General features: G+C 72.8%; 27 protein-coding genes and 1 pseudogene. 12 read left to right on the forward strand and 16 right to left on the reverse strand.

From position 1 onward, the window contains the following. Positions 1 to 80: 80 nt before the first annotated feature. The gene (locus ACSNOC_RS12720; RefSeq protein ID WP_436747480.1) at positions 81 to 272 is read right to left on the reverse strand and encodes a DUF397 domain-containing protein; all 192 of its coding nucleotides are present in this window, start codon (positions 270 to 272) and stop codon (positions 81 to 83) included. A gap of 11 nt (positions 273 to 283) precedes the next feature. Beyond that, the gene (locus ACSNOC_RS12725) at positions 284 to 1,177 is read right to left on the reverse strand and encodes a helix-turn-helix domain-containing protein (RefSeq protein ID WP_436747481.1); all 894 of its coding nucleotides are present in this window, start codon (positions 1,175 to 1,177) and stop codon (positions 284 to 286) included. 214 nt (positions 1,178 to 1,391) lie between these two features. On the opposite strand from ACSNOC_RS12725, the gene ACSNOC_RS12730 reads away from it, so the two are divergent. The 6 genes from ACSNOC_RS12730 (at position 1,392) to ACSNOC_RS12755 (ending at position 5,650) form a co-directional block, all read left to right on the forward strand. Beyond that, positions 1,392 to 1,817: an ATP-binding protein gene (locus tag ACSNOC_RS12730; protein ID WP_436747482.1), complete on the forward strand. Its 426-nt coding sequence runs from the start codon at positions 1,392 to 1,394 to the stop codon at positions 1,815 to 1,817. After that, the gene (locus ACSNOC_RS12735; protein ID WP_436747483.1) at positions 1,814 to 2,002 is read left to right on the forward strand and encodes a hypothetical protein; all 189 of its coding nucleotides are present in this window, start codon (positions 1,814 to 1,816) and stop codon (positions 2,000 to 2,002) included. The genes ACSNOC_RS12730 and ACSNOC_RS12735 overlap by 4 nt, the downstream gene beginning before the upstream one ends. A gap of 228 nt (positions 2,003 to 2,230) precedes the next feature. Further along, positions 2,231 to 2,617: a hypothetical protein gene (locus ACSNOC_RS12740; protein WP_436747484.1), complete on the forward strand. Its 387-nt coding sequence runs from the start codon at positions 2,231 to 2,233 to the stop codon at positions 2,615 to 2,617. After that, on the forward strand, positions 2,614 to 4,548 hold the full coding sequence (locus tag ACSNOC_RS12745; protein ID WP_436747485.1) for an alpha/beta hydrolase: 1,935 nt from the start codon (positions 2,614 to 2,616) through the stop codon (positions 4,546 to 4,548). The genes ACSNOC_RS12740 and ACSNOC_RS12745 overlap by 4 nt, the downstream gene beginning before the upstream one ends. An 83-nt stretch (positions 4,549 to 4,631) precedes the next feature. Then, the gene (locus tag ACSNOC_RS12750) at positions 4,632 to 5,102 is read left to right on the forward strand and encodes a hypothetical protein (protein ID WP_436747486.1); all 471 of its coding nucleotides are present in this window, start codon (positions 4,632 to 4,634) and stop codon (positions 5,100 to 5,102) included. A 41-nt stretch (positions 5,103 to 5,143) separates the two neighbouring features. Further along, positions 5,144 to 5,650 carry a hypothetical protein gene (locus ACSNOC_RS12755; RefSeq protein ID WP_436747487.1) on the forward strand — a complete coding sequence of 169 codons (507 nt, stop codon included), beginning with the start codon at positions 5,144 to 5,146 and terminating at the stop codon, positions 5,648 to 5,650. 11 nt (positions 5,651 to 5,661) lie between these two features. Here ACSNOC_RS12755 and ACSNOC_RS12760 read toward each other — a convergent pair whose 3' ends face one another. The 4 genes from ACSNOC_RS12760 to ACSNOC_RS12775 all read right to left on the reverse strand — a co-directional run bounded on the left by ACSNOC_RS12760 (position 5,662) and on the right by ACSNOC_RS12775 (position 10,672). Next, positions 5,662 to 6,660 carry a helix-turn-helix domain-containing protein gene (locus ACSNOC_RS12760; RefSeq protein WP_436747488.1) on the reverse strand — a complete coding sequence of 333 codons (999 nt, stop codon included), beginning with the start codon at positions 6,658 to 6,660 and terminating at the stop codon, positions 5,662 to 5,664. A 210-nt stretch (positions 6,661 to 6,870) separates the two neighbouring features. After that, entirely contained in the window at positions 6,871 to 8,112 is a 1,242-nt protein-coding gene (locus tag ACSNOC_RS12765; RefSeq protein ID WP_436747489.1) for a hypothetical protein, read from the reverse strand. A 153-nt stretch (positions 8,113 to 8,265) separates the two neighbouring features. After that, on the reverse strand, positions 8,266 to 9,117 hold the full coding sequence (locus ACSNOC_RS12770; RefSeq protein ID WP_436747490.1) for a polysaccharide lyase family protein: 852 nt from the start codon (positions 9,115 to 9,117) through the stop codon (positions 8,266 to 8,268). Position 9,118: 1 nt separating this feature from the next. Beyond that, a complete protein-coding gene (locus tag ACSNOC_RS12775; protein WP_436747491.1) occupies positions 9,119 to 10,672 on the reverse strand; it encodes an alkaline phosphatase D family protein in 1,554 nt (517 codons plus the stop codon). Between the two features lie 260 nt (positions 10,673 to 10,932). Between ACSNOC_RS12775 and ACSNOC_RS12780 the strand changes: the two genes are divergently transcribed. Further along, positions 10,933 to 11,766 carry a VOC family protein gene (locus ACSNOC_RS12780; protein WP_436747492.1) on the forward strand — a complete coding sequence of 278 codons (834 nt, stop codon included), beginning with the start codon at positions 10,933 to 10,935 and terminating at the stop codon, positions 11,764 to 11,766. Positions 11,767 to 11,868: 102 nt separating this feature from the next. Continuing rightward, positions 11,869 to 12,072 carry a hypothetical protein gene (locus ACSNOC_RS12785; RefSeq protein WP_436747493.1) on the forward strand — a complete coding sequence of 68 codons (204 nt, stop codon included), beginning with the start codon at positions 11,869 to 11,871 and terminating at the stop codon, positions 12,070 to 12,072. A gap of 38 nt (positions 12,073 to 12,110) precedes the next feature. Here ACSNOC_RS12785 and ACSNOC_RS12790 read toward each other — a convergent pair whose 3' ends face one another. Continuing rightward, a complete protein-coding gene (locus ACSNOC_RS12790; RefSeq protein ID WP_436747494.1) occupies positions 12,111 to 12,998 on the reverse strand; it encodes a phosphatidylinositol-specific phospholipase C/glycerophosphodiester phosphodiesterase family protein in 888 nt (295 codons plus the stop codon). Positions 12,999 to 13,142: 144 nt separating this feature from the next. On the opposite strand from ACSNOC_RS12790, the gene ACSNOC_RS12795 reads away from it, so the two are divergent. Further along, a complete protein-coding gene (locus ACSNOC_RS12795; protein WP_436747495.1) occupies positions 13,143 to 13,727 on the forward strand; it encodes a histone deacetylase in 585 nt (194 codons plus the stop codon). A 41-nt stretch (positions 13,728 to 13,768) separates the two neighbouring features. Here ACSNOC_RS12795 and ACSNOC_RS12800 read toward each other — a convergent pair whose 3' ends face one another. Continuing rightward, entirely contained in the window at positions 13,769 to 14,911 is a 1,143-nt protein-coding gene (locus ACSNOC_RS12800; RefSeq protein ID WP_436747496.1) for a MarP family serine protease, read from the reverse strand. Positions 14,912 to 15,093: 182 nt separating this feature from the next. Continuing rightward, positions 15,094 to 15,513: a DoxX family protein gene (locus ACSNOC_RS12805; protein WP_436747497.1), complete on the reverse strand. Its 420-nt coding sequence runs from the start codon at positions 15,511 to 15,513 to the stop codon at positions 15,094 to 15,096. A 200-nt stretch (positions 15,514 to 15,713) separates the two neighbouring features. On the opposite strand from ACSNOC_RS12805, the gene ACSNOC_RS12810 reads away from it, so the two are divergent. Then, the gene (locus tag ACSNOC_RS12810; protein ID WP_436747498.1) at positions 15,714 to 16,553 is read left to right on the forward strand and encodes a SigB/SigF/SigG family RNA polymerase sigma factor; all 840 of its coding nucleotides are present in this window, start codon (positions 15,714 to 15,716) and stop codon (positions 16,551 to 16,553) included. A 19-nt stretch (positions 16,554 to 16,572) separates the two neighbouring features. On the opposite strand, the gene ACSNOC_RS12815 is transcribed toward ACSNOC_RS12810, so the two are convergent. Together ACSNOC_RS12815 and ACSNOC_RS12820 are read right to left on the reverse strand one after the other, a co-directional pair. Continuing rightward, positions 16,573 to 17,034, reverse strand: a complete 462-nt coding sequence (locus ACSNOC_RS12815) for a carboxymuconolactone decarboxylase family protein (protein ID WP_436747499.1) — start codon at positions 17,032 to 17,034, stop codon at positions 16,573 to 16,575. 121 nt (positions 17,035 to 17,155) lie between these two features. Further along, entirely contained in the window at positions 17,156 to 17,635 is a 480-nt protein-coding gene (locus tag ACSNOC_RS12820) for an RrF2 family transcriptional regulator (protein WP_436747500.1), read from the reverse strand. A gap of 427 nt (positions 17,636 to 18,062) precedes the next feature. Here ACSNOC_RS12820 and ACSNOC_RS12825 point away from each other — a divergent pair, with 427 nt between their 5' ends. After that, the gene (locus ACSNOC_RS12825; protein ID WP_436747501.1) at positions 18,063 to 18,695 is read left to right on the forward strand and encodes a zinc-binding dehydrogenase; all 633 of its coding nucleotides are present in this window, start codon (positions 18,063 to 18,065) and stop codon (positions 18,693 to 18,695) included. Positions 18,696 to 18,740: 45 nt separating this feature from the next. Continuing rightward, positions 18,741 to 19,331, forward strand: a complete 591-nt coding sequence (locus tag ACSNOC_RS12830; protein ID WP_436747502.1) for a TetR/AcrR family transcriptional regulator — start codon at positions 18,741 to 18,743, stop codon at positions 19,329 to 19,331. Between the two features lie 79 nt (positions 19,332 to 19,410). On the opposite strand, the gene lpdA is transcribed toward ACSNOC_RS12830, so the two are convergent. The 5 genes and pseudogenes from lpdA to ACSNOC_RS12855 form a co-directional block, all read right to left on the reverse strand. Then, positions 19,411 to 20,820, reverse strand: coding sequence for a dihydrolipoyl dehydrogenase (gene lpdA / locus ACSNOC_RS12835; RefSeq protein WP_436747503.1), 1,410 nt, complete (start codon positions 20,818 to 20,820; stop codon positions 19,411 to 19,413). 97 nt (positions 20,821 to 20,917) lie between these two features. Then, positions 20,918 to 21,292, reverse strand: a complete 375-nt coding sequence (gene crcB / locus ACSNOC_RS12840; protein WP_436747504.1) for a fluoride efflux transporter CrcB — start codon at positions 21,290 to 21,292, stop codon at positions 20,918 to 20,920. After that, the gene (locus tag ACSNOC_RS12845) at positions 21,289 to 21,615 is read right to left on the reverse strand and encodes a DUF190 domain-containing protein (protein ID WP_436747505.1); all 327 of its coding nucleotides are present in this window, start codon (positions 21,613 to 21,615) and stop codon (positions 21,289 to 21,291) included. Before ACSNOC_RS12845 ends, crcB (ACSNOC_RS12840) begins: the two co-directional genes overlap by 4 nt. After that, positions 21,612 to 22,079 carry a fluoride efflux transporter CrcB gene (crcB, locus tag ACSNOC_RS12850; protein ID WP_436747506.1) on the reverse strand — a complete coding sequence of 156 codons (468 nt, stop codon included), beginning with the start codon at positions 22,077 to 22,079 and terminating at the stop codon, positions 21,612 to 21,614. The genes ACSNOC_RS12845 and crcB (ACSNOC_RS12850) overlap by 4 nt, the downstream gene beginning before the upstream one ends. Before the next feature lie 296 nt (positions 22,080 to 22,375). Continuing rightward, a pseudogene (locus ACSNOC_RS12855) lies at positions 22,376 to 23,371 on the reverse strand (rod shape-determining protein); the annotation flags it as partial. Positions 23,372 to 23,451 lie beyond the last annotated feature (80 nt).

Genomic DNA, 23,451 nt, shown 5'->3' on the forward strand with positions numbered 1-23,451 from the left:
ACCCGCTACGCGACTCCGGCCGTTCTGGGCATCGTTGCCGCACAGCTTGAGCTTGTGGCCGGACCTCTGCGATTTGAGCTTCATGACGCGATACGCCCTGCCTTCACGGCGGCGAGCAGGGCCGCCAGCCGCTTCGAGTCGGTGGTGAGGACTGTCTCCGGCTCGTCGCTCTCCCGGATGAGGAGCGCATTGGCCCGGGCCGCCAGTTCGATGCATTCCTTGTTCCCGTCCGGGCCGCTGAACGTGGACTTGTGCCACTCAAGCCCGGCCATTGATATCCCTCTCACAGGTCGTACATCAGGTGCTGGATCAGTCCCAGTGAGTCCCTCCGCACGGGGATGTTACTCCTCGCGTCGAGAGCGAGAGGAGGCAAGGCAACAGCGCTGAGCTGAGTGAACGCTTCCGAAAACTGAGCCAAGTTGGCCTGGTCGGTCACGAAGGGCGTCGACGCCGGATGCTCGACGTATACCGTGCTGAGTTCGGGAACAGCCGCGTCGTAGCAGACGAACGAGCAACCGAAGCCGCCCGGGTAGGCATCCGTGCGAAACGGCAGGACCTGGATCCGCACGTTCGGGAGCCGGGCCATCTCGATGAGGTGCTCAACCTGACGTCGCATCACGTCCCGGCCAACGAACTGCATACGCAGAGCCGCCTCATGGATCACGGCGTGGTACTCAGGTGGCTTCGCGTCGGTCAGCAACCGCTGCCGTCGGAGTCGGAAGGCGACGAACTGCTCCCGGATCTCGGCGGGCATGTCCGGATGGCCAGCCTTGAACAGCGCCTGCATGTACTCCGGACTCTGAAGCATCCCGGGCACGTTGACCCACTGGAATGCCCGGAGCCGTACGGACATCGATTCCAACTCGGCGAGATCCCGAGCCGCCTGGTTGTGCGGTGTGCGGTCGTACTCCGACCACCAGCCGCGTCCGTTGGACTGGCTCATCGTGATCAGTGACTCGATCAGGCGTTCTTGCTTGCAACCGCAGAACGCCGCCAGAGCTCTGATCTTCTCGGGAGAGATCGACGTCCGGCCCGCCTCGATGTGGTTCAGGTGGGCTGCGCTGAGGCCGATCTCGGCGCCCGCCTTGGTGGCCGTGAGCCCGACGTCCTCGCGCATCCGCCGCAGCTCAGCGCCCAAACGACGTTGACGCTGACTGGGTTTGCCGCGCAGTCCCATGATCGTCCTCCTTACAGACTGGCCCCAGTCTGCCGCACGTGCTTGCGGGATCAAGCCGCTGTCACCCACCGGAGTGAACTGGCCGCAGGGCGTTGCGCTTTCAAGAGATCCATTCTAGCTTGAAACCCCCTTCGATCGTCGTGCGTCCGAAGTGCACCCGCCGTCAACCTCTGACGGCGGGCGAGCCACGGGCCGGTCAACTCAGGAGTGATGCATGTGCCTTGTCCCCGTGCGGTCCGGGACCGCCGGTTTCGCTCTGCACTTTCCGGCTCATCCGGTCTGGGTGCGCAACGCCCGGCAGGCGGTCCGAACCGCGCTGCGCTCGGTCGAGGTCGTCAATGACGAACTCATCGACATGGCCGTGCTCCTGACCTCGGAGCTGGTGAGCAACGCGATCTCCGCCTCACTCAACTGCCGCACGCCGCCGCCCGTCGACATGCACGCCTTCTGGTCCCCGGAGGGGCACCTCCAGGTCAAGGTCTACGACCGCGCCCCCGGCGACCCCGAGGTTCCCGACCAACTGCCGCCCCCCGACGACGAGTACGGACGCGGCCTGCACCTCCTGGCGCACTGCGCCCGCGCGTGGGCGATCTGCCGCCACGCTCCGGGGCCGGGCAAGACGGTGTGGTTCCACCTGTGACCCGCCGCATGCCCGAGCTGCCCAAGGACGAGCTGATCCGCCTCTACCGGGCGGGCCGGTCCCTCAACTCCCTCGCCCGCGACCACGGCGTGTCCGCCCCCTACCTGACGAAGCACTTCAAAGCCTGGGGCGTCCCCCTCCGCAACCGCGCCCAAGCCGCCAGACTCCGCGGCCGGTCGTCGTGAGAGCGACGGCGTTCGTCCGCTCCGGTGAGCCGGGCCCGCGACGACGTCGGACTGGCGCCAGGGGGCACCGGCACATCCACGGTGGCGTGTCCGCCGGTGGCTCCCGGTCCGCGTTCGTCTGCCATGGTGGGCGCCATGCTCCCTTGCTAACCTGACGTCTGCTCAGATCTCGCATACTCGGCGGCATTCGGATCGCGGCGTCCTTGCGCGCGTGGGGGGAGAGTCAGGGTGGAGGAAGCGGACGTCCGGACGCGTCTGAACTCGGACGGGGGCGGGGGCGGTGACGACTGGGCCGACCTCGACGTCGATACGGAGACGCTGGAGGAACTCGCCCGCACCTCGGGGACCCTGGTGGAGTCGCTGGACAGAGCACTCGGGGCCGTCCGTGGCGAGGAGGCCGGACCGGTGGCGATCATCGCCCCGCTGCGTTCCTTCAGAGAACTGGAACGGGTCGCGGCCAGCTGGGAGTCCCGGCTCACCGGCATGCGCCAGGAGTGCGTCACGATGACCGAGGCCCTCGGCGCCGCGGCGGGCCTCTTCGTGGCGATCGACGCGGACATCCGGGCCGACTTGTCCACGGTCGCCCAGCCGCTCACCGAGGAGACCGGCCGGTGATCACCGTTTCCCAGCTCCGTGACGTTCCGACCGCGTGGTTACAGACCAATGCCGCCGCCTGGAACCGGGCCAGCCGGGAGGCGGAGGACACCCGGGACCTCATCAGCCAGCGGATGCTGGCGGACCTGGCCAGTGGGAGCGGACAGACGGTCGACACAGCGCGTGAGCGGCTGGTGTCGTTGGCGGAGAGCTGCGAGTACGCCCGGTTGCAGTGCGCCCTGGTGGGGGTCACTCTCCAGTCCCTCGTCGACCGGATGGCCGAGATCAAACGGGAACTGGACAACGCGCTGGAGGAAGCGGAGGGCAGGGGCTACGGGGTCGGAGAGGACGGCAGCGTCAGTTACCCGGCGACCACGGTGGACGGTGCCCTTCTCCCCCTGGCCCCGGAGGGCGACGGAGAGACCACCTACGAGGCGGGCACCGCATATCCGTCGTCCCTGCCGGACCACTTCGCCTCCACCATCACCGGTACGGCCGGCCCGCACGGCGAGGCGGCGCAGATCCTGGCCAATCAGATCGGCCGCGCGCTGCGCCGGGCCGAGGAGGTGGACGAGGAGATGACCGCCGCCCTGCGCGAGCTGTCGACCACCGACGGGGCAGTCTCGCCGGAGATGTGGACGGACGCCCAGCAGGACGTGGCGACCGTGACGGGCGCGACCGGAATCGACGGTGGACTCGTCCCCCAGGGAGCCACACCCCAGGAGAACCGCGCGTGGTGGGACGGCCTGACACCGGACGAACAGGCCGCCATGGTCGCTCTCTTCCCGGCCGAGGTCGGCGCCCTCGACGGCCTGCCGTCCGAAGCACGGGACCAGGCGAACCGGGCTGTGCTCCGCATGGAACAGGCCCGCGTCTCCGAGGAGATCGACCGCCTCTCCGCCGAGGCCGAGGCCCTGTCCACGCCGGTGGAGGGCGAGTCCTGGACCGAGGCGATGGTCCGGCAGGCACGGCTGGAGGAGATCGCGGCGGACGAGGAAAGGCTGAGGAGTCAGTTATCGGGCATGCATGCGATTCAGGACCGCCTGAATCTTATCGGTGGCGGTAACCTGCCCGAGGCATATCTTCTCGGTATCCGCGTGGACGATCAGGAAGGCCAGTTCATTCTGGCCAACGGTAACCCCGACACCGCCGACCACACCGCCGTGTACGTGCCGGGAACCGGCTCCGGCCTGACCTCGGCCGGGAGTGACATCCACCGGATGGTCACCACCTGGCAGGCGACCAATAGCATGGTGGCGCCGGGCGAACAGGTCTCCACCATCACGTGGATCGGTTATGAGGCGCCCGACAACGCATTCCCGTTCCAGGCCGGTGACTCGTTGCTGCCCGATGCAAGCCGCGCCTTTTACGCGGAGGACGCCGCTCCCGCGCTCTTGCGGTTCACGGAGGGGCTGGAAGCGGCGCAGGGCGGGAGCGGTGCGAGCCATACCACGCTCATCGGCCACAGCTACGGAAGCACCGTGATAGGGGCGGCCACGCAGGAAGGTTCGATCCGCGCCGACGACATCGTCGTCGCGGGCAGTCCGGGCATGCTGGTCGACAGTGCGGACGATCTCGGCGTCGGCAGCGATCACGTGTGGGCCATGGCGGCCGAGGGAGATCCGGTTCCGGCTCTCGGAGGGCCCTTTCTGGGCGGCGGCGACACGGATACGGTGCTCGGCATTCCTGTCCCGGATCCGGGAATCGGCACGGCGGGTCCGGCAACCGGGGTGGTAGAGAGCATATTCGGTGTCGACCTGCCGGAAGTCAACCTTCTTGGTCCTTTCGACAATCAAATGCCGGGAGTCGTGCCGTCGGAGGAAGAGTTTGGCGCGAATCGAATGTTCACGAACACGAGCGGGCACAGCGGGTATTGGGACGACGGCTCCGAAAGCCTCAAGAACCAGGCCCGAGTGGTCGCCGGACTCTATGACGAAGTGAGACGTGAATGAGACGGGGTGAATGGTGGGGGAAGAGGCGGGCGGAACTCGCTGGTCTGGTGCTGACCGTAGTGCTGTGTGCGGGGTGTTCCGGCATGACCGATGATCCGGCAGAGCTCGACTACACGCCGACGGTCAAGTCGGTGGACGATGCCCGCGTAGAGGCCGGGGAACTCTCCAGCCGTCTTCTCGACATGACGGGGATACAGGGTCAGGTGAGTGAACCCGGGCCGGGGGTCTCCGTCTGCGAAGCCGATCCCGACATGGAGCGTCTGTACCTGATGCGGCATCCCTGGTCCATCTCCGAGGTTCCAGTGGAAACGCTGGAGGAGGGGATGGCGAACCTCCGGCAGGGGCTTCTGGACGAGGGCTGGGAGCTTGTGGTCGAGGAGGAGGTCAACGACGCCTACAACTCGCCCCGGCTGTTGTTCGAGAACAAGAGCGTTGAATACGCCGTGGACATCACCCTCGCCGGGAGAGGCGGGGACAGGCCACGGCTCGACGTCTGGACCGTGTCCGCCTGCTTCAGCACGCCGGAGGGGGAGAGCCCGGCCGGTGAGTACTGAGCGGCCTTCGGCGAAGTGAGACGGGCATGAGGCGGGGTCTGGTGCTGGTCGTGGTGCTCTGCGCGGGGTGTTCCGGCATGGCCGGTGAGCCGCCGGAGCTCGATTACACGCCGTCGGTCAAGTCGGTGGACGATGCCCGGGTCGAGGCCCGTGAACTCTCCAGCCATCTCCTCGACATGACGGGGATCCAGGGATGGGTGAGCGAACCCGGGCCGGGAGTCTCCACCTGTCCGGCCGATCCCGACAAGGAGCGCCTGTACCGGATGCGGCATCCGTGGTCGATCGCCGAGGTTTCGGACGCGACGCTGGAGGAGGGGATGGCGAACCTCCGGCAGGGGCTTCTGGACGAGGGCTGGGAGCTTGTGGTCGAGGAAGAGATCAACGACGCCTACAACTCGCCCCGGCTGTTGTTCGAGAGCAAGAGCGTTGAATACGCCGTGGACATCACCCTCGCCGTGGGCGGGAGCGACCGGTCACGGCTCGATATCACGACCGTGTCCGCCTGCTTCAGCACACCGGACGGGGAGAGCCCGTCCGGTGAGTTCTGAGCGCCCGCCGGCTACCGCTCGTCGTCCTCCGTTCCCGGCGGCCGTCCCTGCCGCATGGCCAGGTGCCGGTACGCGCCCGGCGAGATGCCGAAGGCGGAGCGGAAGACGCGGCTGAAGTGTGCGGCGTCCGTGAAGCCCCAGCGGGCCGCGATCGACCGGACCGGGTGGCGCAGCAGGCCCGGGTCGGCCAGGTCGCGGTGGCAGCGTTCCAGGCGCCGCTCGCGGATGTGGGCGGCGACCGTCCGGCCCTGCTCGTTGAAGAGCTGGTGGAGGCGGCGCAGCGAGATGTGGTGGGCTGCGGCGATGGCGGCGGGGGTGAGGCCGGGGTCACCGAGGTTCCGCTCGATGAATAAGTGGATCCGCCTGCGCAGCACGGTGCGCCCGGTCTCCGGCGGCACCTCGTCCTCGGCACCGAGCAGGTGCGCGTACCAGGCCGTCAGGTGGTCGATGGTCAGCTTCGCCAGTCGGCCGATGTCCGTCTCCCGGTAGTGCGCGGCGTTGGCCAGCGCCTGCGTGAGGAAGGTCGACAGCAGCGCGCCCATCCCCTCGCGGCCCGGCACGCGCCGCGCGGAGAGCCGGGCCAGGCTGCTGTCGGGGAACGGCAGCAGCGCCCGGGGGAACGTCACGAGCACCTCGCGGATCGGGTGCCGGTCGGCGTAGGCCCGGCCGTGCCAGGGCCGCGCGGTGTCGAAGTGGACCAGCTCGCCCGGCCGGATGACGGCTTCCCGGCCGTCCTGGGCGATCCAGTGGTCTCCCTCGACGGCGAGCAGGATCTGGTGGTTCTCGGCGCCGAACCGCCGGATCACCGAGGGGGTCCGCAGGGCCTCCAGCGGCGGGTGGGAGCCCGTCGATATCTGTACCGGGCCCAGGTCCAGCGCCCGCCCGCTCGCCCGGAAGTCGTCGCGGTGGTCGCTGCGGAGCTCGAACGGCAGCACCGAGCGGGTCATCGAGTCGTACCAGAGGTCGAACCGCTCCGTCGACGGCACATCGTCCGTCCGGAACTCGGTCACCAGCAACGCACACCTCTTCCGTCGGTCAATCGGGGGGCGTGGGGGGTTGTGGTGTATCCGAGAATGACCGGTGTGCGGGCGCGCTATCAACACCCCGCGCCAGAACGGCCGGAATGCCTCGCCCGGCGACGCAAGAGCTGCGGGACCGGACGAACCCGTGACCGGAAACCGACGGGCGAGGGGCGGGAAGGGGCCGGCGACCGGACCGGATCAGTTCTCCGCGGGCGGATCCCAGTAGCACGTGGCGTCCCACTCGACGGAGCAGTCGCCGTTCTGGTCGGGCCACTCCCAGGGCGGCGGCTGGGGCGACTCGCTGGTCGGGTCCTCGCGCGGCGCGGGCGGCGTGGTCCGCACCGGGTCCGGGTCGGAGGAGTCGGATCCGCCCGAGCCGCCGCCGGAGTCACCGGACCCGGCGGGCTGTTCGGGCGCGGGCGCGACCGGATCCGGAGTGGGACCGTTCTGCTCGGCGCCGTCCTCCGCCTCGGTCTGCGCCGCCTCCGACTCCTCGGGGGTGGTCGACGGCTCGTCGCTCTCCGAGGGGGAGCTCGTCGGCGGGTCGGTCCACGACGGGGAGGGGAACGGCGAGTCCGAGGGCGTCACGTCGGCGCCGTTGGCCTCGTCGTTGATCGAGATCGGCATCTCGTCGGCGCGGGCGAACACGATGCCGAGCAGAACGCCGCACAGCAGGCCGATGTAGAGGAGGCGGCTGCGCGAGGGGCGCTCCTCGTCCTCGTCGTCCTCCGCTCCGGCGGCGGCGGCCTCGGCGGCGCGGTCGGCCTCGATGGCCGCGTCCAGGCCCCAGGGGTCTGGCTCGTCGTCCGGGAGGATCCCGGTCAGGGCCGGGTCGTGGGCGGCGACGGGCGGAAAGCCGGGGAACGCGGGCGCCGCCGGGTCGGCCGCCTCGTGGGGCGGGTACGCGGCGGTGGTGCCGTCGGCCGGGTACGCGGTCGTGGTGTCGGGCGGGAAAACGGGCATCCCGTCGGCCGCGTAGACGGCCGTCCCGTCCGTCCCGAACGCGGCCGTCTCGTGAGGCACGAAGGGAGGCACCGCGCCGGGCAGGGGGGCGGTCGTCTCCTCGGGGAAGGCGCCGTGGGGCGCGTCGGCCGGGGAGTCGGACATCGGGGCCAGCGGGCCGATCGTTCCGTCGGGTGAGAAGGAAACGACCGCCTCGCCGTCGTACGCCACCGGGTAGCCGGTCTCCTCCGGCGGGGGCGGGGCTATGCCCTTGGCCGGGACCGGGGTCGCCCCGGGCGGCAGGTCGGGCGATTCCCCGCCGCGGGACACGGTCGTGCCCTCCAGCACCTCGGTGGCCGGCGCGGCCGGCGCCCCGGATCCGGGGACCGGCGTCCCCCCGGGCCTTTCCTCCGCCACCGCGGAGGCGCGCGACTCATCGCAGTGCGGGCATATCGCGGCGCCGTTGAGATCCCGGTGGCAGGCGCTGCAGGTATCCATGGCTCCCGATCCGACGGTTGTTTACCCCTGGGTAGGGAACAGCCTAACGACCTCGCGCGGAAATGCACCCATAACAATTCGGTCGCCGCCCCCCTGGCTACCCGGCCCACCGTATCCCCATGCCTCCGGATCACGGCCCCGCGCCGGGCGGCGTCACCCCGCCGCGAAGACCCCGATCGCGTCGTAGGCGTGCCACGACCCTTCCGTCTTCTCCAGCGTCAGCAGGTTCTCGCCCGCCCGCAACACCCCCGCCGGAAGCGGGAGTTCCACGAACGACGGCTTCAGCGGGGTGTTCGGGCGGGTCGCGTCGGCCTCCAGCGAGCCCTTCGTCGCGCCGCCCTCGAAGGCGATCGTGGTGATCTCCGCGCCGTTGACCGCCAGGACGCCCGTGCCCGGGATCGTGGCGTGCGCGTCGGTCGACCACAGCGCGAACCCGATCCGGGCCGCCGGGTCCGGGGCCGCGTCCAGTTCGAAGCGCAGCGTGAACAGGTGCGCGCGGCGGCCCGCCCACGCGTCGGCCGGGCCGGGATGGAGGTACGGCCAGTCCGTCTCCGGGCGGCTGACGCCGTACCGGTAGTCCACGCCGTTCGGGAACGTCGCCAGGTAGCGGGCGTTGCCGTTCGGCGCGAGCGCGAACTCCACGCCCTTGTGGTCGAACGAGCCGACCACCGCGAGCGGCCGGCCCGTGGCGTACGAGGCGACCGTGGTCGCGGACACCACCCCGGACAGCCGTCCGCGCTCGCCCGAGGCGTGCACGGTCACCACCCGGTACTGCCAGGTCACCGCCTCGGGACCGAGCACGGTGTGGGTGAAGCGCGGGTAGACCGTCTTGGCGATCAGCGCGGACGGCTCGGCCTCCGGCGCCCGGCCGCGCGCCGCGTACACCGCGTAGTGGTCGACCAGCGGCTCCCACGGCGCCCGGTCCCAGCGCAGGTCGATCGCGGCCACCCGGCCGGTGGCGCGCAGCGCGCCGACGTCGTGAGCGGTGACAGTACCGAGAGCCATGTCAGCTCACCCTCTCCAGGCCGGGACGGCCGGCCTCGGTGACGCAACGGGCGACGGTGGAGACGGGCGCGTCGCCGTCCGCCTGGACGTACGGAACGGCCCGGTAGTCGGCGGTCAGTTCGGTGGGCGTGAGGCGGCAGAGCGTGTAACCCCGGCGCGCGTGGTAGAACTTCACCCACGGGTGCCGCGTCCAGTCGGCCGCGTGCTTGTCGGTCTCCGCGCCGTCCCCGTCCGAGGCGATCGACGTGGTGACCAACTCGGTGGCCACCACGGGCGATTCCGGGTCCGCGAAGTCGGTGTGCAGCTCGGCCGCGATCGCCCGGTGCGTATCGCCGGTCAGCACCACCGGGTTGGCGACGGCCGGGTCCGCGAACGTGTCCAGCAGCCGCTGCCGCGACGCCGGGAAGCCGTCCCACTGGTCGACACGGTCGTCCCCGACGCGCATCACGGCGACCTGCTGGGCCAGCAGGTTCCACCGGGCGCCCGAGCGCCGCAGCCCGTCGAGCAGCCAGCGCTCCTGGGCCGGGCCCAGGAGGTCGTCGCCGCCCGGGTCCCGGTACTGCCGGGTGTCCAGCACGCTGAACGACGCCAGGTCCCCGGCCGTCAGCCGCCGGTGGAGGCGCGCGTCGGGGCCGCCGACCGGCAGCGCGGCTCTGGGCAGCGGCGTGTTCTCGTACAGCGCCCGGTACGCCACGGCCCGGCGCAGCTCGAAGTCCTCGGGCGGGACGCCGTACCGGGAGGTGTCGGCCCCGTAGTTGTTCTGCACCTCGTGGTCGTCGGGCGTGATCACGAACGCGGTCGCCGCGTGCGCCGCCTGGAGGTCCGGGTCGCTCTTGAACAGGGCGTACCGCACCCGGTATTCCTCCAGCGTCTCGGTCTCCCGGTCGTGCCCCTCGCCCGGTTCGGCGCCGCGCCGCCACAGGGCGGCGGGGGTGATGGCGTACTCGTAGACGTAGTCGCCGAGGAAGAAGACCACCTCCGGGTCGTCCGCGACGAGATGCCGGTACGCGCCGAACCAGCCCTGGTACCACGCCTGGCACGAGGCGGTGGCGAAGGTGAGCGCGCGCGGCGTCGTGCCGCGCGCCGCCGTCGTCCGCACCCGGCCGACCGGGCTGATGTGGTCCCCGGACGCGAAGCGGTAGAAGTACGGCCGCCCGGGCCGCAGGCCGCGCACCTCCGGGTGCACGGCGTGGGCCAGGTCCGGCGTCGCCAGGGCGTGCCCGCGCCGCACGACGCGCGCGAACCGTTCGTCCTCGGCCACCTCCCACCGGACGTCGAACGGCGCGGGCGGCATGCCGCCGTGCCCGTCGAGCGCCAGGGGATCGGGCGCCAGCCGCGTCCACAGCACGAAGCCGTCCTCGGCCGGGTCGCCGGACGCGACGCCGAGACAGAACGGGTAGCCGGCGGGCAGCGGCTCGCCCGTGTACGCGGCCTCGGCGGTGCCGGGCGCGCCCATGCCGGACAGCAGGGCCGCCGACGAGACGCCGGCGAGCTGGAGGAAGGATCGGCGGCGCGGGCGCGCCGGGGGTATCGGTACGGGGGCGCTGGTGTCCATGGCGTGGTGCTGTCCTTGCTGACGTGCCTGGGGGCCGTCCTGTGGTCCGGTGTCGCGGGGCCACAGGGCCTGGCTCAGCACACTCACCGAGCGGGGTGACGCGCGAGGGGCCCGGCGGCGAAAAGCAGGAGTCCCCGAGGTGATTTCGCCCGCGCGGGGCACGCGCGGGTGACCGCCGTGACCACGGCCCGGCCCGGGGCGTTGACACCAGTGGTCCGCCGCGCGCCGGACGAGCCGCAGACACGGAAGGGGCACGGGTCATGTCCGACTTCCCCGAGGGCACTCCCTGCTGGGTCGACGTCACGCTGCCGGATCCGAGGGAGGGGAAACGGTTCTACGGCGAGCTGTTCGGCTGGACGTTCGCGGAGGGCGCGGCGGAGCACGGCGGCTTCTACTCGCAGGCGTTCTCGTGCGGGGAGCCGGTCGGCGCGGTGGTGCCGCAGTTGCCGTGGCAGGAGGAGCCCCCGGCCTGGACGCTGTACTTCGCGACACCCGACATCAAGGCGACCGCCGACCGGGTCCTGGACCACGGCGGCTCGCTGCTGATGGAGCCCCTGGAGATCGGCCAGTTCGGCAGCATGCTGCTCGCCCGTGACCCGGGCGACGTGCCGTTCGCCGTCTGGCAGGGCGGCCAGCAGCAGGGGTTCCGCAGGCGCGGCGAACCCGGCACGTTCCGCTGGGCCGAGATCGTGACCCGCGACCCGGACGCGGCCGACGCGTTCTTCCCGGCCGTCTTCCCGTTCGAGGCGAAGCGGCTCCCCGAGCCGCGCGGCGGGGACCACATGCTGTGGCACGTCGCCGGTTCACCGGTCGCCGGGCGGCTGCGGATGCCGCCGGACACCCCGGACGAGGTGCCGCCGCACATCGCCGTCCACTTCGCGGTGACCGACTGCGACCGTGCCGTGGCCACGGTCCGCCGCCTCGGCGGCCGGTTGCTGGACGGGCCGTCCGACGGCCCCCACGGCCGTACCGCCTCCGTCGCCGACCCCCTGGGCGCGGCGTTCGTGGTGGCCGGCCCGCGGGCCGCCGCCGCCCGGCCGCCCGGCCGGGGCACCCGCCGCCGGGCCGCCGGCATGCCGGGGTCCGCGCGGTGACGTCTCTCCCGGCGGGCGGCCCCGGCGGAATTCCGACTCCCGTTCTCCATACCGCTCTTGCGGGCGGCGCGGGTGCGTGGGCCACCGGCTAGCGTGGAGGACATGGCTGAGCACCATGTGATCCGCGTCCGGTTCGACGGCGGCCCACGCGACGGCCGGACAGTGGACGTCGTCATCACGGGCCGGGTGCCGCTGCCGTTGATGCTGGCGGCTCAGGAGGCCGAGGGCCTGTACGAGCTGCGTTCCACCGAGGGGCGCGGCACCCGTTACGCCTGGATCGACGACCTGCCCGCCCGGTCGTTCTGACCGTTCCGCGGGCCTGCCCGGACTGTTCCGCGAGCGTGCTACGGCGCCTCGGCGTCGGGGTCGTCGGCGCGCAGGAACGCGGCCAGTCCGGCGAGGTCGTCGGTGTTGAGGTGGTCGACGTCCGCCGCGACCAGCTCGCGCCACACCGCCTCGCGCGCCGGGCCCGGCTGGTCCGGCGTCGCCCAGAACCGCACGCGCTGCCCGCGCGCGTGCGCGGTGCCGGTGATGCGGCGCAGCAGCTCCCGCTCGGCGGCGGGCATCGGGCCGATGCCCTGCCAGGTGAAGCTGGTGTTCCAGTTGGAGCTGATCAGCGGGATGAACGAAGCGGGCGCGGGCGGGGCCGCGAGCAGGTCGTCCAGCCGTCCGTCGTAGAAGGTGTGGCGGATCCGCTCGGCCTCCATCGGCCCGCGCGCGGCGCGGTCGCCCGATATGACGGCCGTGACCGCGCGGGTGTGCACCCGGCCGCCGATGGCCTTGCTGAACAGGGCGTGGTAGGGCCGCAGGCGGCGGGAGAGTTCGCGGTAGGTGGCCTCGCCGGTGTTCTTGATGTCGATCAGGAGCTGCAACGACACCTCGTAACCCTGGTAGACGCGGCCGTGGTTGGCCCTGACCCGGGCCAGCAGCGGGTCCAGGTACAGCGCTTCGAGGGTGCGGCTCGGGTCGAGCTCCCACTCGTCGTGGGCGACGAGCAACTGCCCGTCCCTCAGCCAGATATCGGCCTCCACACTGGTGAACCCGTGGGCGAGCGCGTCGTGCAGCGGGCGGTCGTGCTCGTAGTCGTTGTGGGCGTGGGCGCGGCGCAGCGGCACGGCGTTCCCGCCGGAGGAGGCGGAGGAGGCACGCGCGGGCAGGGCCGAGGCGCCGGCGAGCCCGGCGGCGAGAACGGCGGCGGCCCCGATGGCACGGCGACGGCTGGGGAATGTCACGATTCCTCCCGGGACGGACGGTGGGGTGACGCGAGTGAGTATCCGGGGAGGACGCGGCAATTGACGGGCGCAATCGAAGAGTTCTTCGAAGGGTCACCGGCGCTTTCCGCAACACGCGTGTGGTATGCGGCGTATGGGTCGAATATGCATCTGGACCGGCTGAACCGCTATCTGCGCGGCGGCACTCCGCCGGGCGGCCTGCGGGCCCACCCCGGCTGCCGCGACCCGCGCCCGCCGATCCGCTCGGCGCCGGTGACGCTGCCCGGCGTGCTGTACTTCGCGACCGAGTCGGCGGTGTGGACGGGCGGGCGGGCGTTCCTCGACCCGGCGGCGCCCGGCGTCGCGTTCGCGCACGCGCACCTGCTGACCGCCGGGCAGTTCGCCGACATCGCCGCCCAGGAGATGGGCCGGGAGCCGGGCACCGACCTCGACCTCGGCCGGGTGCTGTCCGTCGGCCGCGACCGGCTCGGTCCCGGCCGGTACGAGACGCTGGTGCTCGCCGGGCGGCGCGACGGGTTCCCGGTGCTGACCTTCACCGCGCCGTGGGGCAGCCGGGACGTGCCGGGCAACGCGCCCTCGGCCGCGTACCTGCGGCACCTGGGCGCGGGGCTGATCACCGCGCACGGCTGGGGCGCGGCCCGCGCCGCCGCCTACCTGGCGAGCCGCCCGGGCGCGGCCGGGCAGTGGACGGCGGCGGCCGTCGAGGCGCTGCTGCGCGGCGGGCCGTGAGCGGCGCGCGCGGGTGGCGCACCGGGGCGGCGCGCGGGGGCTCAGCCGGCCTGTTCGGCGTGGCGGCGGATCTGGTCGGCGGTCAGCACGTACCCCGTCTCGGCGTCGGTGACCGAACGGGCGAAGACCATGCCGTAGACCTGGCCGTCCGTCGTCAGCAGCGGTCCGCCCGAGTTCCCCGGGCGGACCAGCGAGCGGACGGCGTAGATGTCGCGGGTGACGACGCTGTCGCCGTGGATGTCCTGGCCCTGGGCCGCCGTCCGCCCGGCGACCGTGGCGGCGCGCAGGTCCAGACCGCCGTCCTCCGGATAGCCCGCCACGACGGCCGGGTCGCCCCGCGTGGCGTCGCCCGCGAAGTCCAGCGTCGGCGCGTCCAGCCCGGGCACGCGCAGCACGGCCACGTCGGTGTCCGGGTCGAAGAGGATGATCTCCGCCTCCAGCCGCTGCCCGACACCCCCGACCTGCACGGCCGTGACGGACGCGCCGTCCACGACGTGCGCGTTGGTCATCACGCGCTCGGGCGCGTAGACGAAGCCGCTGCCCTCGTGGCCGGAGAAGCCGGCGCTGGCCGTGACCTTCACCGTGGACGACTGCGCGGCGGCGACGGCGGCCCGCGTCACGTTGTCCCCGGAGGGCGCCGGGACGTCGGCGGTCGGATCGTTCTCGAAGGGGTTGAACACCTGCGGGAACCCGGCGTCCGTCAGCGCGCTCGTCGCCCGGCTGAACCACGTCGGCGCCTGCGCGGGCATCCGGTCCTGCACGCCGCCGAGCACCGCGGAGTCCTGCACCGCCTGGTTCAGCCCGGGGGAGGGCGTGGGGACCAGGGCGCTGGCGACGATCCAGGCGACGAGCAGCGCCGCCACCGCGTTGAACAGGGAGCCGCCCACGCCGTCCACCCAGCGCGCCGGCGCCCGCTTCAGCGTCGCGCGCAGCCGCACGGCCAGCGGCCAGGTCAGCGCCTGGCCGACGGCGGCCGGGACCAGCACGACGACGAGGGCGACGATGGTGGCCGACGCGGACCCGGGAGTCATCCGCTCCACGGCGAACGGCAGCAGCCACACGCCCAGGCAGGCGCCGCCGACGAAGCCGGCCAGCGAGATCACGCCCGCGATCAGGCCGCGCTGGAACCCGGAGACGGCGGCCAGGGCGACCGCCACCAGCAGCAGCAGGTCCAGGAGATTCACCGGCGGCGCCCCTCAGTCGCGTTTCGTCGCAGAAGGAACGAAGTGTGCCACCCGGCGGGTTCCCGCGCGCCCCCCACCCCCCGTGCCGCTGTCCGGAACGGCCGGAGCGGGCCGAACGGCCGGAGCGGGGGGAACGGCCCCGGCCGTTCCGCCCGCTCCCGGCCGCCCCCTCTGTCGCGTTCTCAGTCGAGGTCGAAGAGCGGGCCGGTCAGGGTCAGGCCCAGCTCGTCACCGGCGAAGGCGATCAGCGCGCACAGCATCAGCGACGCCCCGGCCAGCCCGATGTCCTTGAAGAAGTGGATCATCTCGTTCTGCTTGGAGCCCGGGTCGGTCTCCTTCCAGAACGCGTGCATCAGCAGCGCCGTCGGGAGGAGGAAGAGCGCCAGGAGCAGGGCGCCGAGGTCGGCCCAGACGCCGAGCAGCACGCTCAGCGCGCCGACCACCTGGAGCACGCCGGTCCCGAGGACCGCCGCCTTCGCGGCGGGCACCCCCTTGGACTGCGCGTAGCCCGCCATCGCCGCGGTCTGGGTCAGATGGCCGGCCGCGGAGGTGAAGAAGACCATGACGTAGAGAATGCGTCCGATCAGTACCAGAATGTCCATGCTCGCCTCCTCGGCGCGGTCGGCGCGCGTCTCCTTCCCACTTTGCTTCCGCACCGACCGCCGGGCAACCGGAGGGGTTTCCCGGGCGGGTGCCCGTTTACCCGTGCCGGGGCGGGGCAAGGGAAGGGAGTGCTCAGGACGAAAAGCACATAAAAGGCATTCTCGCGGACCCTGCCGTCGACTCCTTGGGAGTATGCGTCATGAGGACCACCACGAGCGCCGGGGAAGCCGTCCGGCCCCGGCCGCGCCCCCACCACCGCCGGCGCCGCACCCCGCACCCGCACCACGACGCGCCGGACACCACCCGCCAGTTCGAACGGATCGTCGCGCTGCCCGACGGGCCGGAGCGGGAGCGGCTGTGCCAGGAGGTGGTCAGGGCCTGGCTGCCGATGGCCGACCGGCTCGCGCGGAACTTCCGCGACCGCGGCGAGAGCCAGGAGGACCTGGCCCAGGTCGCGGCACTGGGCCTGGTCAAGGCCGTGCAGGGGTACGACCCGCGGCGCGGGTGCGCGTTCGAGAGCTACGCCGTCCCGACGATCGTGGGCGAGGTGAAGCGGCACTTCCGCGACCACCTGTGGGGCGTGCACGTGCCGCGCCGCACGCAGGAGCTGCGGAACCGCGTGCGGGCCGCCCGCCAGGAGCTGGACTGCCGGGTGGACGACCGGCAGCCGGGCGTCGGGGAGCTGGCCGAGCGCAGCGGGCTGACGCGCGAGGAGGTCGAGGACGGGATCGCGGCGCTGGAGAGCTTCCGGCCGCTGTCCCTGGACGCGGAGCTGACCAGCACCGGCGACGGCTACACGCTGGCCGACACCCTGGGTGAGCCGGAGCCGGGCTACGACCAGATCGTGTACCGCGAGGCGGTCCGGCCCCGGCTGCGCGAGCTTCCCGAACGTGAACAGGAAATTCTCTACCTCCGGTTCTTCTGCGAGATGACGCAGAGCGCGATCGCGGAGCGGATGGGCATCTCGCAGATGCACGTCTCCCGCATCCTCGGCCGCGTCTGCGAACGCCTCCACGACGAGATCGAGCAGCAGCCGTAGCCGGGGCCGGGCCGGTCGCTCAGGCGGCCTCCGGGGCCGGGGTGCGGGTGGCGACGTTGAGGCGGTTCCAGGCGTTGATCGCGGCGATGGCCAGGACCAGGGAGGCCAGGGCCGGTTCGTCGTAGTGCCTGGCGGCCTCGTCCCAGACGGGCTGGGGGACGCCCTCCGGGTTGTCCGCTATCCGGGTCGCCGCCTCGGCCAGGGCGAGGGCCGCCCGCTCCGCCGCCGTGAAGTAGGGCGTCTCCCGCCACGCCGTCACCGTGTGCAGCCGCCGGTCCGTCTCGCCCGCCTCCCGCGCCTCGCGGGAGTGCATCTCCACGCAGAACGCGCAGCCGTTGATCTGGCTGACGCGCAGCCGGACCAGGTCGAGGGTGCCGCGGGGGACGCCGCTGCCGCCGCCGTTGAGGAACGTCTCGGCGGCGAGCAGCCCCCGGTATCCCTCGGCCACGTGCTTGCGCAGTGCGATCCGTGCTGTCTGCATGTCCTTCTCCTTCTCGTTCTCCGGGTCCTTTGGCTCGTTCCCGGCTATCCAGGATCTTTTTTGTCCAGAATTTCGGCGCAAGGTGCTCTGTGGTCGCGCGTCCGGCCCCGCGTCCGGCCCCTCAGGGCCGCCGCTCGGCGAACCAGCGGCGCGTGCTCGCGGGGGTGTCCGGGTGCCGCCTCTCGACGACCTCCTTGATGTCCGCGAGCGTCTGCCCCGCCAGCTCCCGGCGCCAGGCCAGCTCGGCCCGCCGCATGGACTGGGAGATCGCGCACGTCTTCCGGTAGTCCACGTCCTCCCGGCCGCCCGGCCCCCGCCGCAGCACCTCGTCGCAGCGGAACGCCTCGCTCGTGCCCTCGATCGCGGTGACCACGTCGAGCAGCGTGATGTCCCGGGGCGCCCGCGCCAGCCGGAAGCCGCCGCGCGGCCCCGGGGTCGAGGTCACGATGCCCGCCCGCGCCAGCGCCTGGAGCTGCTTGTTCAGATAGGCGGGCGGCAGGTCGTAGAACGCCGCCAGCCTGGCCGCCGTCATCGCCTCGCCCGACTCGACCCAGGTGAGGTTCAGACAGCTGTGCAGGGCCCACTCGACGCCCTCGCTCATCCGCATAATCTGGATACTAGACATCCAGATTGGCTGATCGCAACCCCTGCCCGGCTCCGCTTGACCTCAACTCCACTTGAGGTTGAACGCTGGGTCCACCGGCGCCACCGCGCCGGCAGCCCGAGCCGAGAAGCGAGGTCCCTGTGACGCGCGAGATCCGAGTGACGGAGTTCGGCGGCCCCCGAGGTGCTGGTGCCCGCGGAGGCGCCCGACCCCGAGCCGGCGGAGGGGCAGGTCGTGGTCCGGGTGGCCGCCGTGGACACGATCTTCGTGGCGACCCGGATCAGGAGCGGGCACGCGCGCGCCTGGTTCCCCGTGGAGCCGCCGTACGTGCCGGGCGGCGTCGGCGTCGGCGGGCACGTCACCGCCACCGGTCCGGGTGCCGATCCGGCCCGGACCGGCCGGGCCGTCATCACCCGCGGCGCTGGTGCGCGACGGGACGACGGCGATGGCGCTGTTCGGTCCGGCCGGGGTCGAGCCGGGGGAGTGGGTGCTGATCACGGCGGCGGGCGGCGGCATGGGCCTGCTGCTCGTGCGGCTCGCGCGCAAGCCGGCGCTGGTCCGGGAGCTGGGCGCGGAGGTGGTCCGTCGACGACACCGCGCCGGGCTGGACGGACACGGTGCGCGAGGCGACGGGCGGCGCCGGGGTGGAGGTGCTGTGGGAGGACGCGCGGGCGGCGAGATCGGGCGGGCGGCGTGCGCGGTGGCGGCGGGCGGCGCCCGTGTCTCGGCGCACGGCGCGCCCAGCAGCTCGTTCGCGCCCATCGACCCGGCGGATGCGGCCCGTCGGCACATCACCCTTACGGGCATCGCCGAACTCCAGCTCTCCCCGGCGGAGTCGGTGCGGCGAACGGCCGAGGCCGTGGAGGCGGCGGCCGGGCGGATGAGGCCGCACATCAGCCACACGTTCCCGCTGGAGCGCGCGGCCGACGCCCACGCGGCGACCGAGAACCGCGAGGTCCTCGGCAAGGCGCTGCTCCTGGCCCGAGCCGGGCCGGCGCCGGCCCGGGACGCCGTGGACGGCGCGAACCGTTCTGGACGTGGCCGTTCAGAATGCTAAGGTCCGCCGCCGTTCACCGAAAATTCCACGACCCAGGGTGGCCCCATGCCGAGAACAGCCCGTCTGACCCGCGACGACTGGGCCGCCGCCGCCCTCGACGCCCTCGCCGAGGGCGGCCCGGCGGCCGTCGCCGTGGAACCGGTCGCCGCCCGCCTCGGCGCGTCGAAATCGAGCTTCTACTGGCTGTTCGACAACCGCCGGGCGCTGCTCGCCGCCGCCCTGGAACGCTGGGAACGCGTCCAGACCGACGAGGTCCTCCCCTGGCTGGCCGCCCTCCCCCCGGCCGAACGCCTCCGCCGCCTGGTCGGCCACGCCTTCGCCGACCCGGCGGGCCGCGGCGACCTGGCGGGCCGCGGCGACCTGGCGCTGCGGCTGCTGACGGAGACCGCCGACCCCCTGATACGCGAGGTCACCCACCGGGTCACCGGCCGCCGCCTGGCCGTCCTCGAATCCGCCTTCACCGACCTGGGCCACCCCCCGGAGACCGCCCGCCACTACGCGACGGCCGGGTACGCCACCTACCTCGGCACGGCGGCCCTCCGCGCCACCCCGCACACCCCCACCGACCCGGCCGCGTACACCGAGACGATCCTGACGGCCTTCGGCGTCGCGCCCCACCCCGGCTGCCCGGGCTGAGCCGGACCCCTGACGACCGCGACGGCCCCCCCCCCCCGCTGCCCGGGGGCGGGCCGTCCGTGGTGGCGTCAGCCGGGGGTCACATGTTGATCATGTGACCGGCCAGGCCGTGGATCGCTTCCTTCACCGCTTCGCCCAGCGTCGGGTGGGCGTGCACGTTGCGGGCCACCTCGTGGACCGTCAGGTCCCACTGCTGGGCCAGCGTCAGCTCCGGCAGCAGCTCCGTCACCTCGGGCCCGATCAGGTGGGCGCCCAGCAGCTCGCCGTGGCGGTCGTCGCTGATCACCTTCACGAAGCCCGACGGCTGGCCGAGGCCGTGCGCCTTGCCGTTCGCCGTGAAGGGGAACTTCGCGACCTTCACGTCGAAGCCGCGCTCGCGCGCCTGCTGCTCCGTCAGGCCGAAGCTGGCGATCTGCGGCTGGCAGTACGTGGCGCGCGGGATCATCACGTAGTCCAGCTCCATCGTCTCCGCGCCGCCGATCGTCTCGGCCGCCACGACGCCCATGGACTCCGCCGCGTGCGCCAGCATCAGCTTCGCCGTGACGTCACCGATGGCGAAGATGTGCGGAACGTTCGTCCGGCAGCGGCCGTCCACCGCGATCGCGTTGCGCTCGGTGAGCGCCACGCCCGTGTTCTCCAGGCCGTAGCCGGTCACCCGGGGCGCGAAGCCGATGGCCTGCATCACCTTGTCGGCCTCCAGCACCCGCTGCTGGCCCTTGCCGTCCGTCACCGTCACCCGCACCGGCGCCGACGCGTCGGAGTCGTCGATCCCGTCGACCCGGGTGGAGGTGAGGACCTCGATGCCCAGCTTCCGGTACTGCCGCGCCAGCTCCTTGGAGACCTCGGCGTCCTCCAGCGGCACCATCCGGTCCAGGAACTCGACGATCGTCACCTTCACGCCGTAGTTGTGCAGCACGTACGCGAACTCGACGCCGATCGCGCCCGCCCCCGCGATGATGATGCTGCCCGGCAGCTCGCCGGTCATGATCTGCTCCTCGTACGTCACGACGCGGTCGCTCAGCGAGGTGCCCGGGAGCAGGCGGGTGGTGGCGCCGGCGGCGATGACGCAGTGGTCGAACGTCACCGTCTCGGTGCCGCCGGCCGTCAGCGCCACCTGGAGGGTGTGCGGGTCGGTGAACGTGCCGAGCCCGTCGTACTCCGTGATGCCGTTCTTCTTCATCAGGTAGTGCACGCCGTTGACGCGGCCCTCGGCCACCTTCCGGCTGCGGGCGAACGCCTCGCCGTAGTCGAAGCTGACCTCGCCCTCGACGCGGATGCCGAACGTCGCGCGCTCATGCGTGAACAGGTGAGCCAGCTCGGCGTTGCGCAGCAGCGCCTTGGACGGGATGCATCCCACGTTCAGGCACACACCGCCCCAGTACTTCTCCTCGACGACCGCGGTCCGCAGGCCGAGCTGGCTCGCCCGGACGGCCGCGGTGTAGCCCCCGGGGCCCGCGCCCAGGACGACGACGTCGTAGTGCGTGCTCATGAACTCTCACGCCTTCTTTCCCGATGACAGACATTTCGCCTTGCGGGTCCCATGACATCACGGTCCGCGCCCGGCCGGGCCGTCAGCCCCACGGCCGTCAGCCCCACACCGCCCCCGCCAGCGCCACTCCGGCGGACACCGCGCCGAGACCGGCGCCGACGCTCAGCAGCGCGTTGACGGCGGCGAGCAGCCGGGCGCCGCCCTCGGCCAGCCGCAGGGTCTCGTACGAGAACGTCGAGTACGTCGTCAGCGCCCCGCACAGTCCGGTGCCGAGGAAGTGCCGCACCGCGTCCGGGGCGGCGCCCGCCGCGACCGCGCCGGTGAGCAGGCCGATCAGCGCGCAGCCGGCCACGTTGACGGTGAACGTCCCCCACGGGAAGACGGTCCCGTGCCGCGCGGTGACGGCCCGGTCGGTCAGATGGCGCAGCACCGCGCCCGCCGCCCCGCCCACCAGCACCAGCAGCCAGCTCACCAGCGGATCACCTCGACCTCCTCCACCGTGGCCAGGCCGATGCCCGCGTCCGCCAGCTCCGCCAGTTCGGGGAGGAACGCGCGGACCCGTTCCTCCTCGTCCACGATGACCACCGCGACCGGCAGGTTCTCGCTCAGCGACAGCAGCCGCGCGGTGTGCACGCGCCCGGTGCCGCCGAATCCCTCGACGCCGCGGAACACACTCGCCCCGGCCAGCCCGGCCCGGTGCGCCCGCCGGACGATCTCGGCGGACAGCGGGCGGTGGCGCCAGGTGTCGGCCTCGGTGACGTACAGCGTCAGCCGCGCTGTCGGGACGGGCTTCACGGGGACCTCCGCGGGAGCAGGAGCCGGCGGGTGGCCGCCGCCGCGAGCCACACCGCCGCCAGCGCCGCCAGCAGGGTCGCGGCGGCGTAGGCGAGGGCGGGCCCGTGGCGCCCGGCGGACAGCAGCCGTTCGGTGTCCTGGGCGTAGGCGGAGAACGTGGTGAACCCGCCCAGCACGCCCGTGCCGAGGAACGGCCGCACCAGCGGATGCGGCACGCGGCGGCCCTCGGTGACCGTCACCATCAGGATCCCGATCAGCGCGCAGCCGGTGGCGTTGACGGCCAGTGTGGTCCAGGGGAACCCCTGCGCGGGCACCGGCCACAGCCGCAGCGCGCCGTACCGGGCGGCGCTGCCGAGCGCGCCGCCCAGGGCGACGGCGGCGGGCACCGCGAGCCGCCCGTGCCCCGGCGGCGACGGTCGCCTCCGGGGCACGGGCGTGGGCACGGCGGGATCGGGCGCGCTCATGGCCGGGCATCGTACGCGGTGGCCGCGCCCGGCCGGTGGCCGCCGCGGGCGCGTCAGGACCGGGCGGCCTCCGGCGCGGTGAACTCCCCGGTGCCCGGACCGGTGCCGGTGCCGGTGCCGGGATCGGTGAACGGGTCGTCGTACAGGCCGGGCATCGCCTCCGGCACCGGGTCGTGGGCCCCGGCCGCGGAGCGGCGCTTCAGACCGGGCCGGAACGAGGACTTGCCCGGCGCCCGGCCGGATCCCCGGCCCGACGCCTTCTCCCGGCCCGAGGGCCGCCCGGTCGTCCGGGCCGGCGGCCGGACCCTGCCTTCCAGCATCGCGCCCAGCCCCTGCACGGCGCACAGGCCCGGCTGGTCCGCGATGGTCACCGGCATCCCGGTGTTGTCGCGGATGGTCGCCACCAGCCCGGGCAGCTCCGCGGCGCCACCGGTGAGCATCACGCCCCGGTCGGCGAGGTCCGCGACCAGGTCGGGCGGGCAGCGGTGCAGCACGCCGCGGATCGCGTCGAGCAGCGCGGTGAACGGCGGCAGCACGGCGGCCCGCAGGCTCTCCGGGTCCACCTTCACGGTGCGGGCGAGGCCGGTGGCCACGTCCCGGCCGTTGACCTCGGTGACCTCGGGCAGGTCGCCGGCCAGCGCCGCGTGCAGCGGGCGGACGGCCTGGCTGGGCAGCACCAGCTCGTGGTGGTTGCGCAGGTGCTGGACGAGGGCGCGGTCGAACGTCTCGCCGCCCATCTGCACCTTGTCGGCGGCGACGATCTCACCGAGCGACAGCACCGCGACCTGCGTGGTCGCGGCGCCGACCTGCACGATCAGGGTGGCCTCCGGCTCGTCCACCGGCAGGCCGGAGCCGATGCCCGCGGTGATCACGCTGTCGACCAGCTCGACGCGGCGGGCGCCGAGCCCGACCAGGGTCTCCAGCGAGGCGCGGCGGGCCAGCGGGTCGGCGTCGTGGGGGATGCACACGGCGGCGCGCAGCAGCGGCTTGAAGCGCCACATGCGGCGCAGCTTCGTGCCGACCATGGCACGCAGCATGCGCTGGGCCATCTCGATGTCGACGACGGTGCCGCCGTTGATGGGCCGGATGACGCGGATGTTGGCGGGCGTGCGGCCGGCCATCCGCTCCGCCGGGGCGCCGCAGGCGATCAGGGCGCCGGTCGAGATGTTCACGGCCACGACGGACGGCTCGTCGACGATCAGGCCGTGCTGCTTGACATAGACGCGGGTTCGGGCGGCACCGAGGTCCACGGCGACGGTGCAGCGACGAAGATGATCAAGGCTGAGGGTCATACTGATCATGTTGTGTGCCTGCGAGCCGGGGCGCCCGCCGGAGTGCGCCGACCGGGGGAGCGTCCGACGCGGCGTCACCC

The sequence above is a fragment of the Streptomyces sp. URMC 129 genome (assembly GCF_051386415.1).
In the GTDB taxonomy this organism is placed as follows: domain Bacteria; phylum Actinomycetota; class Actinomycetes; order Streptomycetales; family Streptomycetaceae; genus Streptomyces.

Coding starts and splice junctions, on each gene's coding strand:
- ACSNOC_RS12720 (WP_436747480.1), bottom strand. CDS start 272: ATGGCCGGGCTTGAGTGGCACAAGTCCACGTTCAGCGGCCCGGACGGG.
- ACSNOC_RS12725 (WP_436747481.1), bottom strand. CDS start 1,177: ATGGGACTGCGCGGCAAACCCAGTCAGCGTCAACGTCGTTTGGGCGCT.
- ACSNOC_RS12730 (WP_436747482.1), top strand. CDS start 1,392: ATGTGCCTTGTCCCCGTGCGGTCCGGGACCGCCGGTTTCGCTCTGCAC.
- ACSNOC_RS12750 (WP_436747486.1), top strand. CDS start 4,632: ATGACCGATGATCCGGCAGAGCTCGACTACACGCCGACGGTCAAGTCG.
- ACSNOC_RS12765 (WP_436747489.1), bottom strand. CDS start 8,112: ATGGATACCTGCAGCGCCTGCCACCGGGATCTCAACGGCGCCGCGATA.
- ACSNOC_RS12770 (WP_436747490.1), bottom strand. CDS start 9,117: ATGGCTCTCGGTACTGTCACCGCTCACGACGTCGGCGCGCTGCGCGCC.
- ACSNOC_RS12775 (WP_436747491.1), bottom strand. CDS start 10,672: ATGGACACCAGCGCCCCCGTACCGATACCCCCGGCGCGCCCGCGCCGC.
- ACSNOC_RS12780 (WP_436747492.1), top strand. CDS start 10,933: ATGTCCGACTTCCCCGAGGGCACTCCCTGCTGGGTCGACGTCACGCTG.
- ACSNOC_RS12785 (WP_436747493.1), top strand. CDS start 11,869: ATGGCTGAGCACCATGTGATCCGCGTCCGGTTCGACGGCGGCCCACGC.
- ACSNOC_RS12795 (WP_436747495.1), top strand. CDS start 13,143: ATGCATCTGGACCGGCTGAACCGCTATCTGCGCGGCGGCACTCCGCCG.
- ACSNOC_RS12805 (WP_436747497.1), bottom strand. CDS start 15,513: ATGGACATTCTGGTACTGATCGGACGCATTCTCTACGTCATGGTCTTC.
- ACSNOC_RS12810 (WP_436747498.1), top strand. CDS start 15,714: ATGAGGACCACCACGAGCGCCGGGGAAGCCGTCCGGCCCCGGCCGCGC.
- ACSNOC_RS12815 (WP_436747499.1), bottom strand. CDS start 17,034: ATGCAGACAGCACGGATCGCACTGCGCAAGCACGTGGCCGAGGGATAC.
- ACSNOC_RS12820 (WP_436747500.1), bottom strand. CDS start 17,635: ATGAGCGAGGGCGTCGAGTGGGCCCTGCACAGCTGTCTGAACCTCACC.
- ACSNOC_RS12830 (WP_436747502.1), top strand. CDS start 18,741: ATGCCGAGAACAGCCCGTCTGACCCGCGACGACTGGGCCGCCGCCGCC.
- lpdA (WP_436747503.1), bottom strand. CDS start 20,820: ATGAGCACGCACTACGACGTCGTCGTCCTGGGCGCGGGCCCCGGGGGC.
- crcB (WP_436747506.1), bottom strand. CDS start 22,079: ATGAGCGCGCCCGATCCCGCCGTGCCCACGCCCGTGCCCCGGAGGCGA.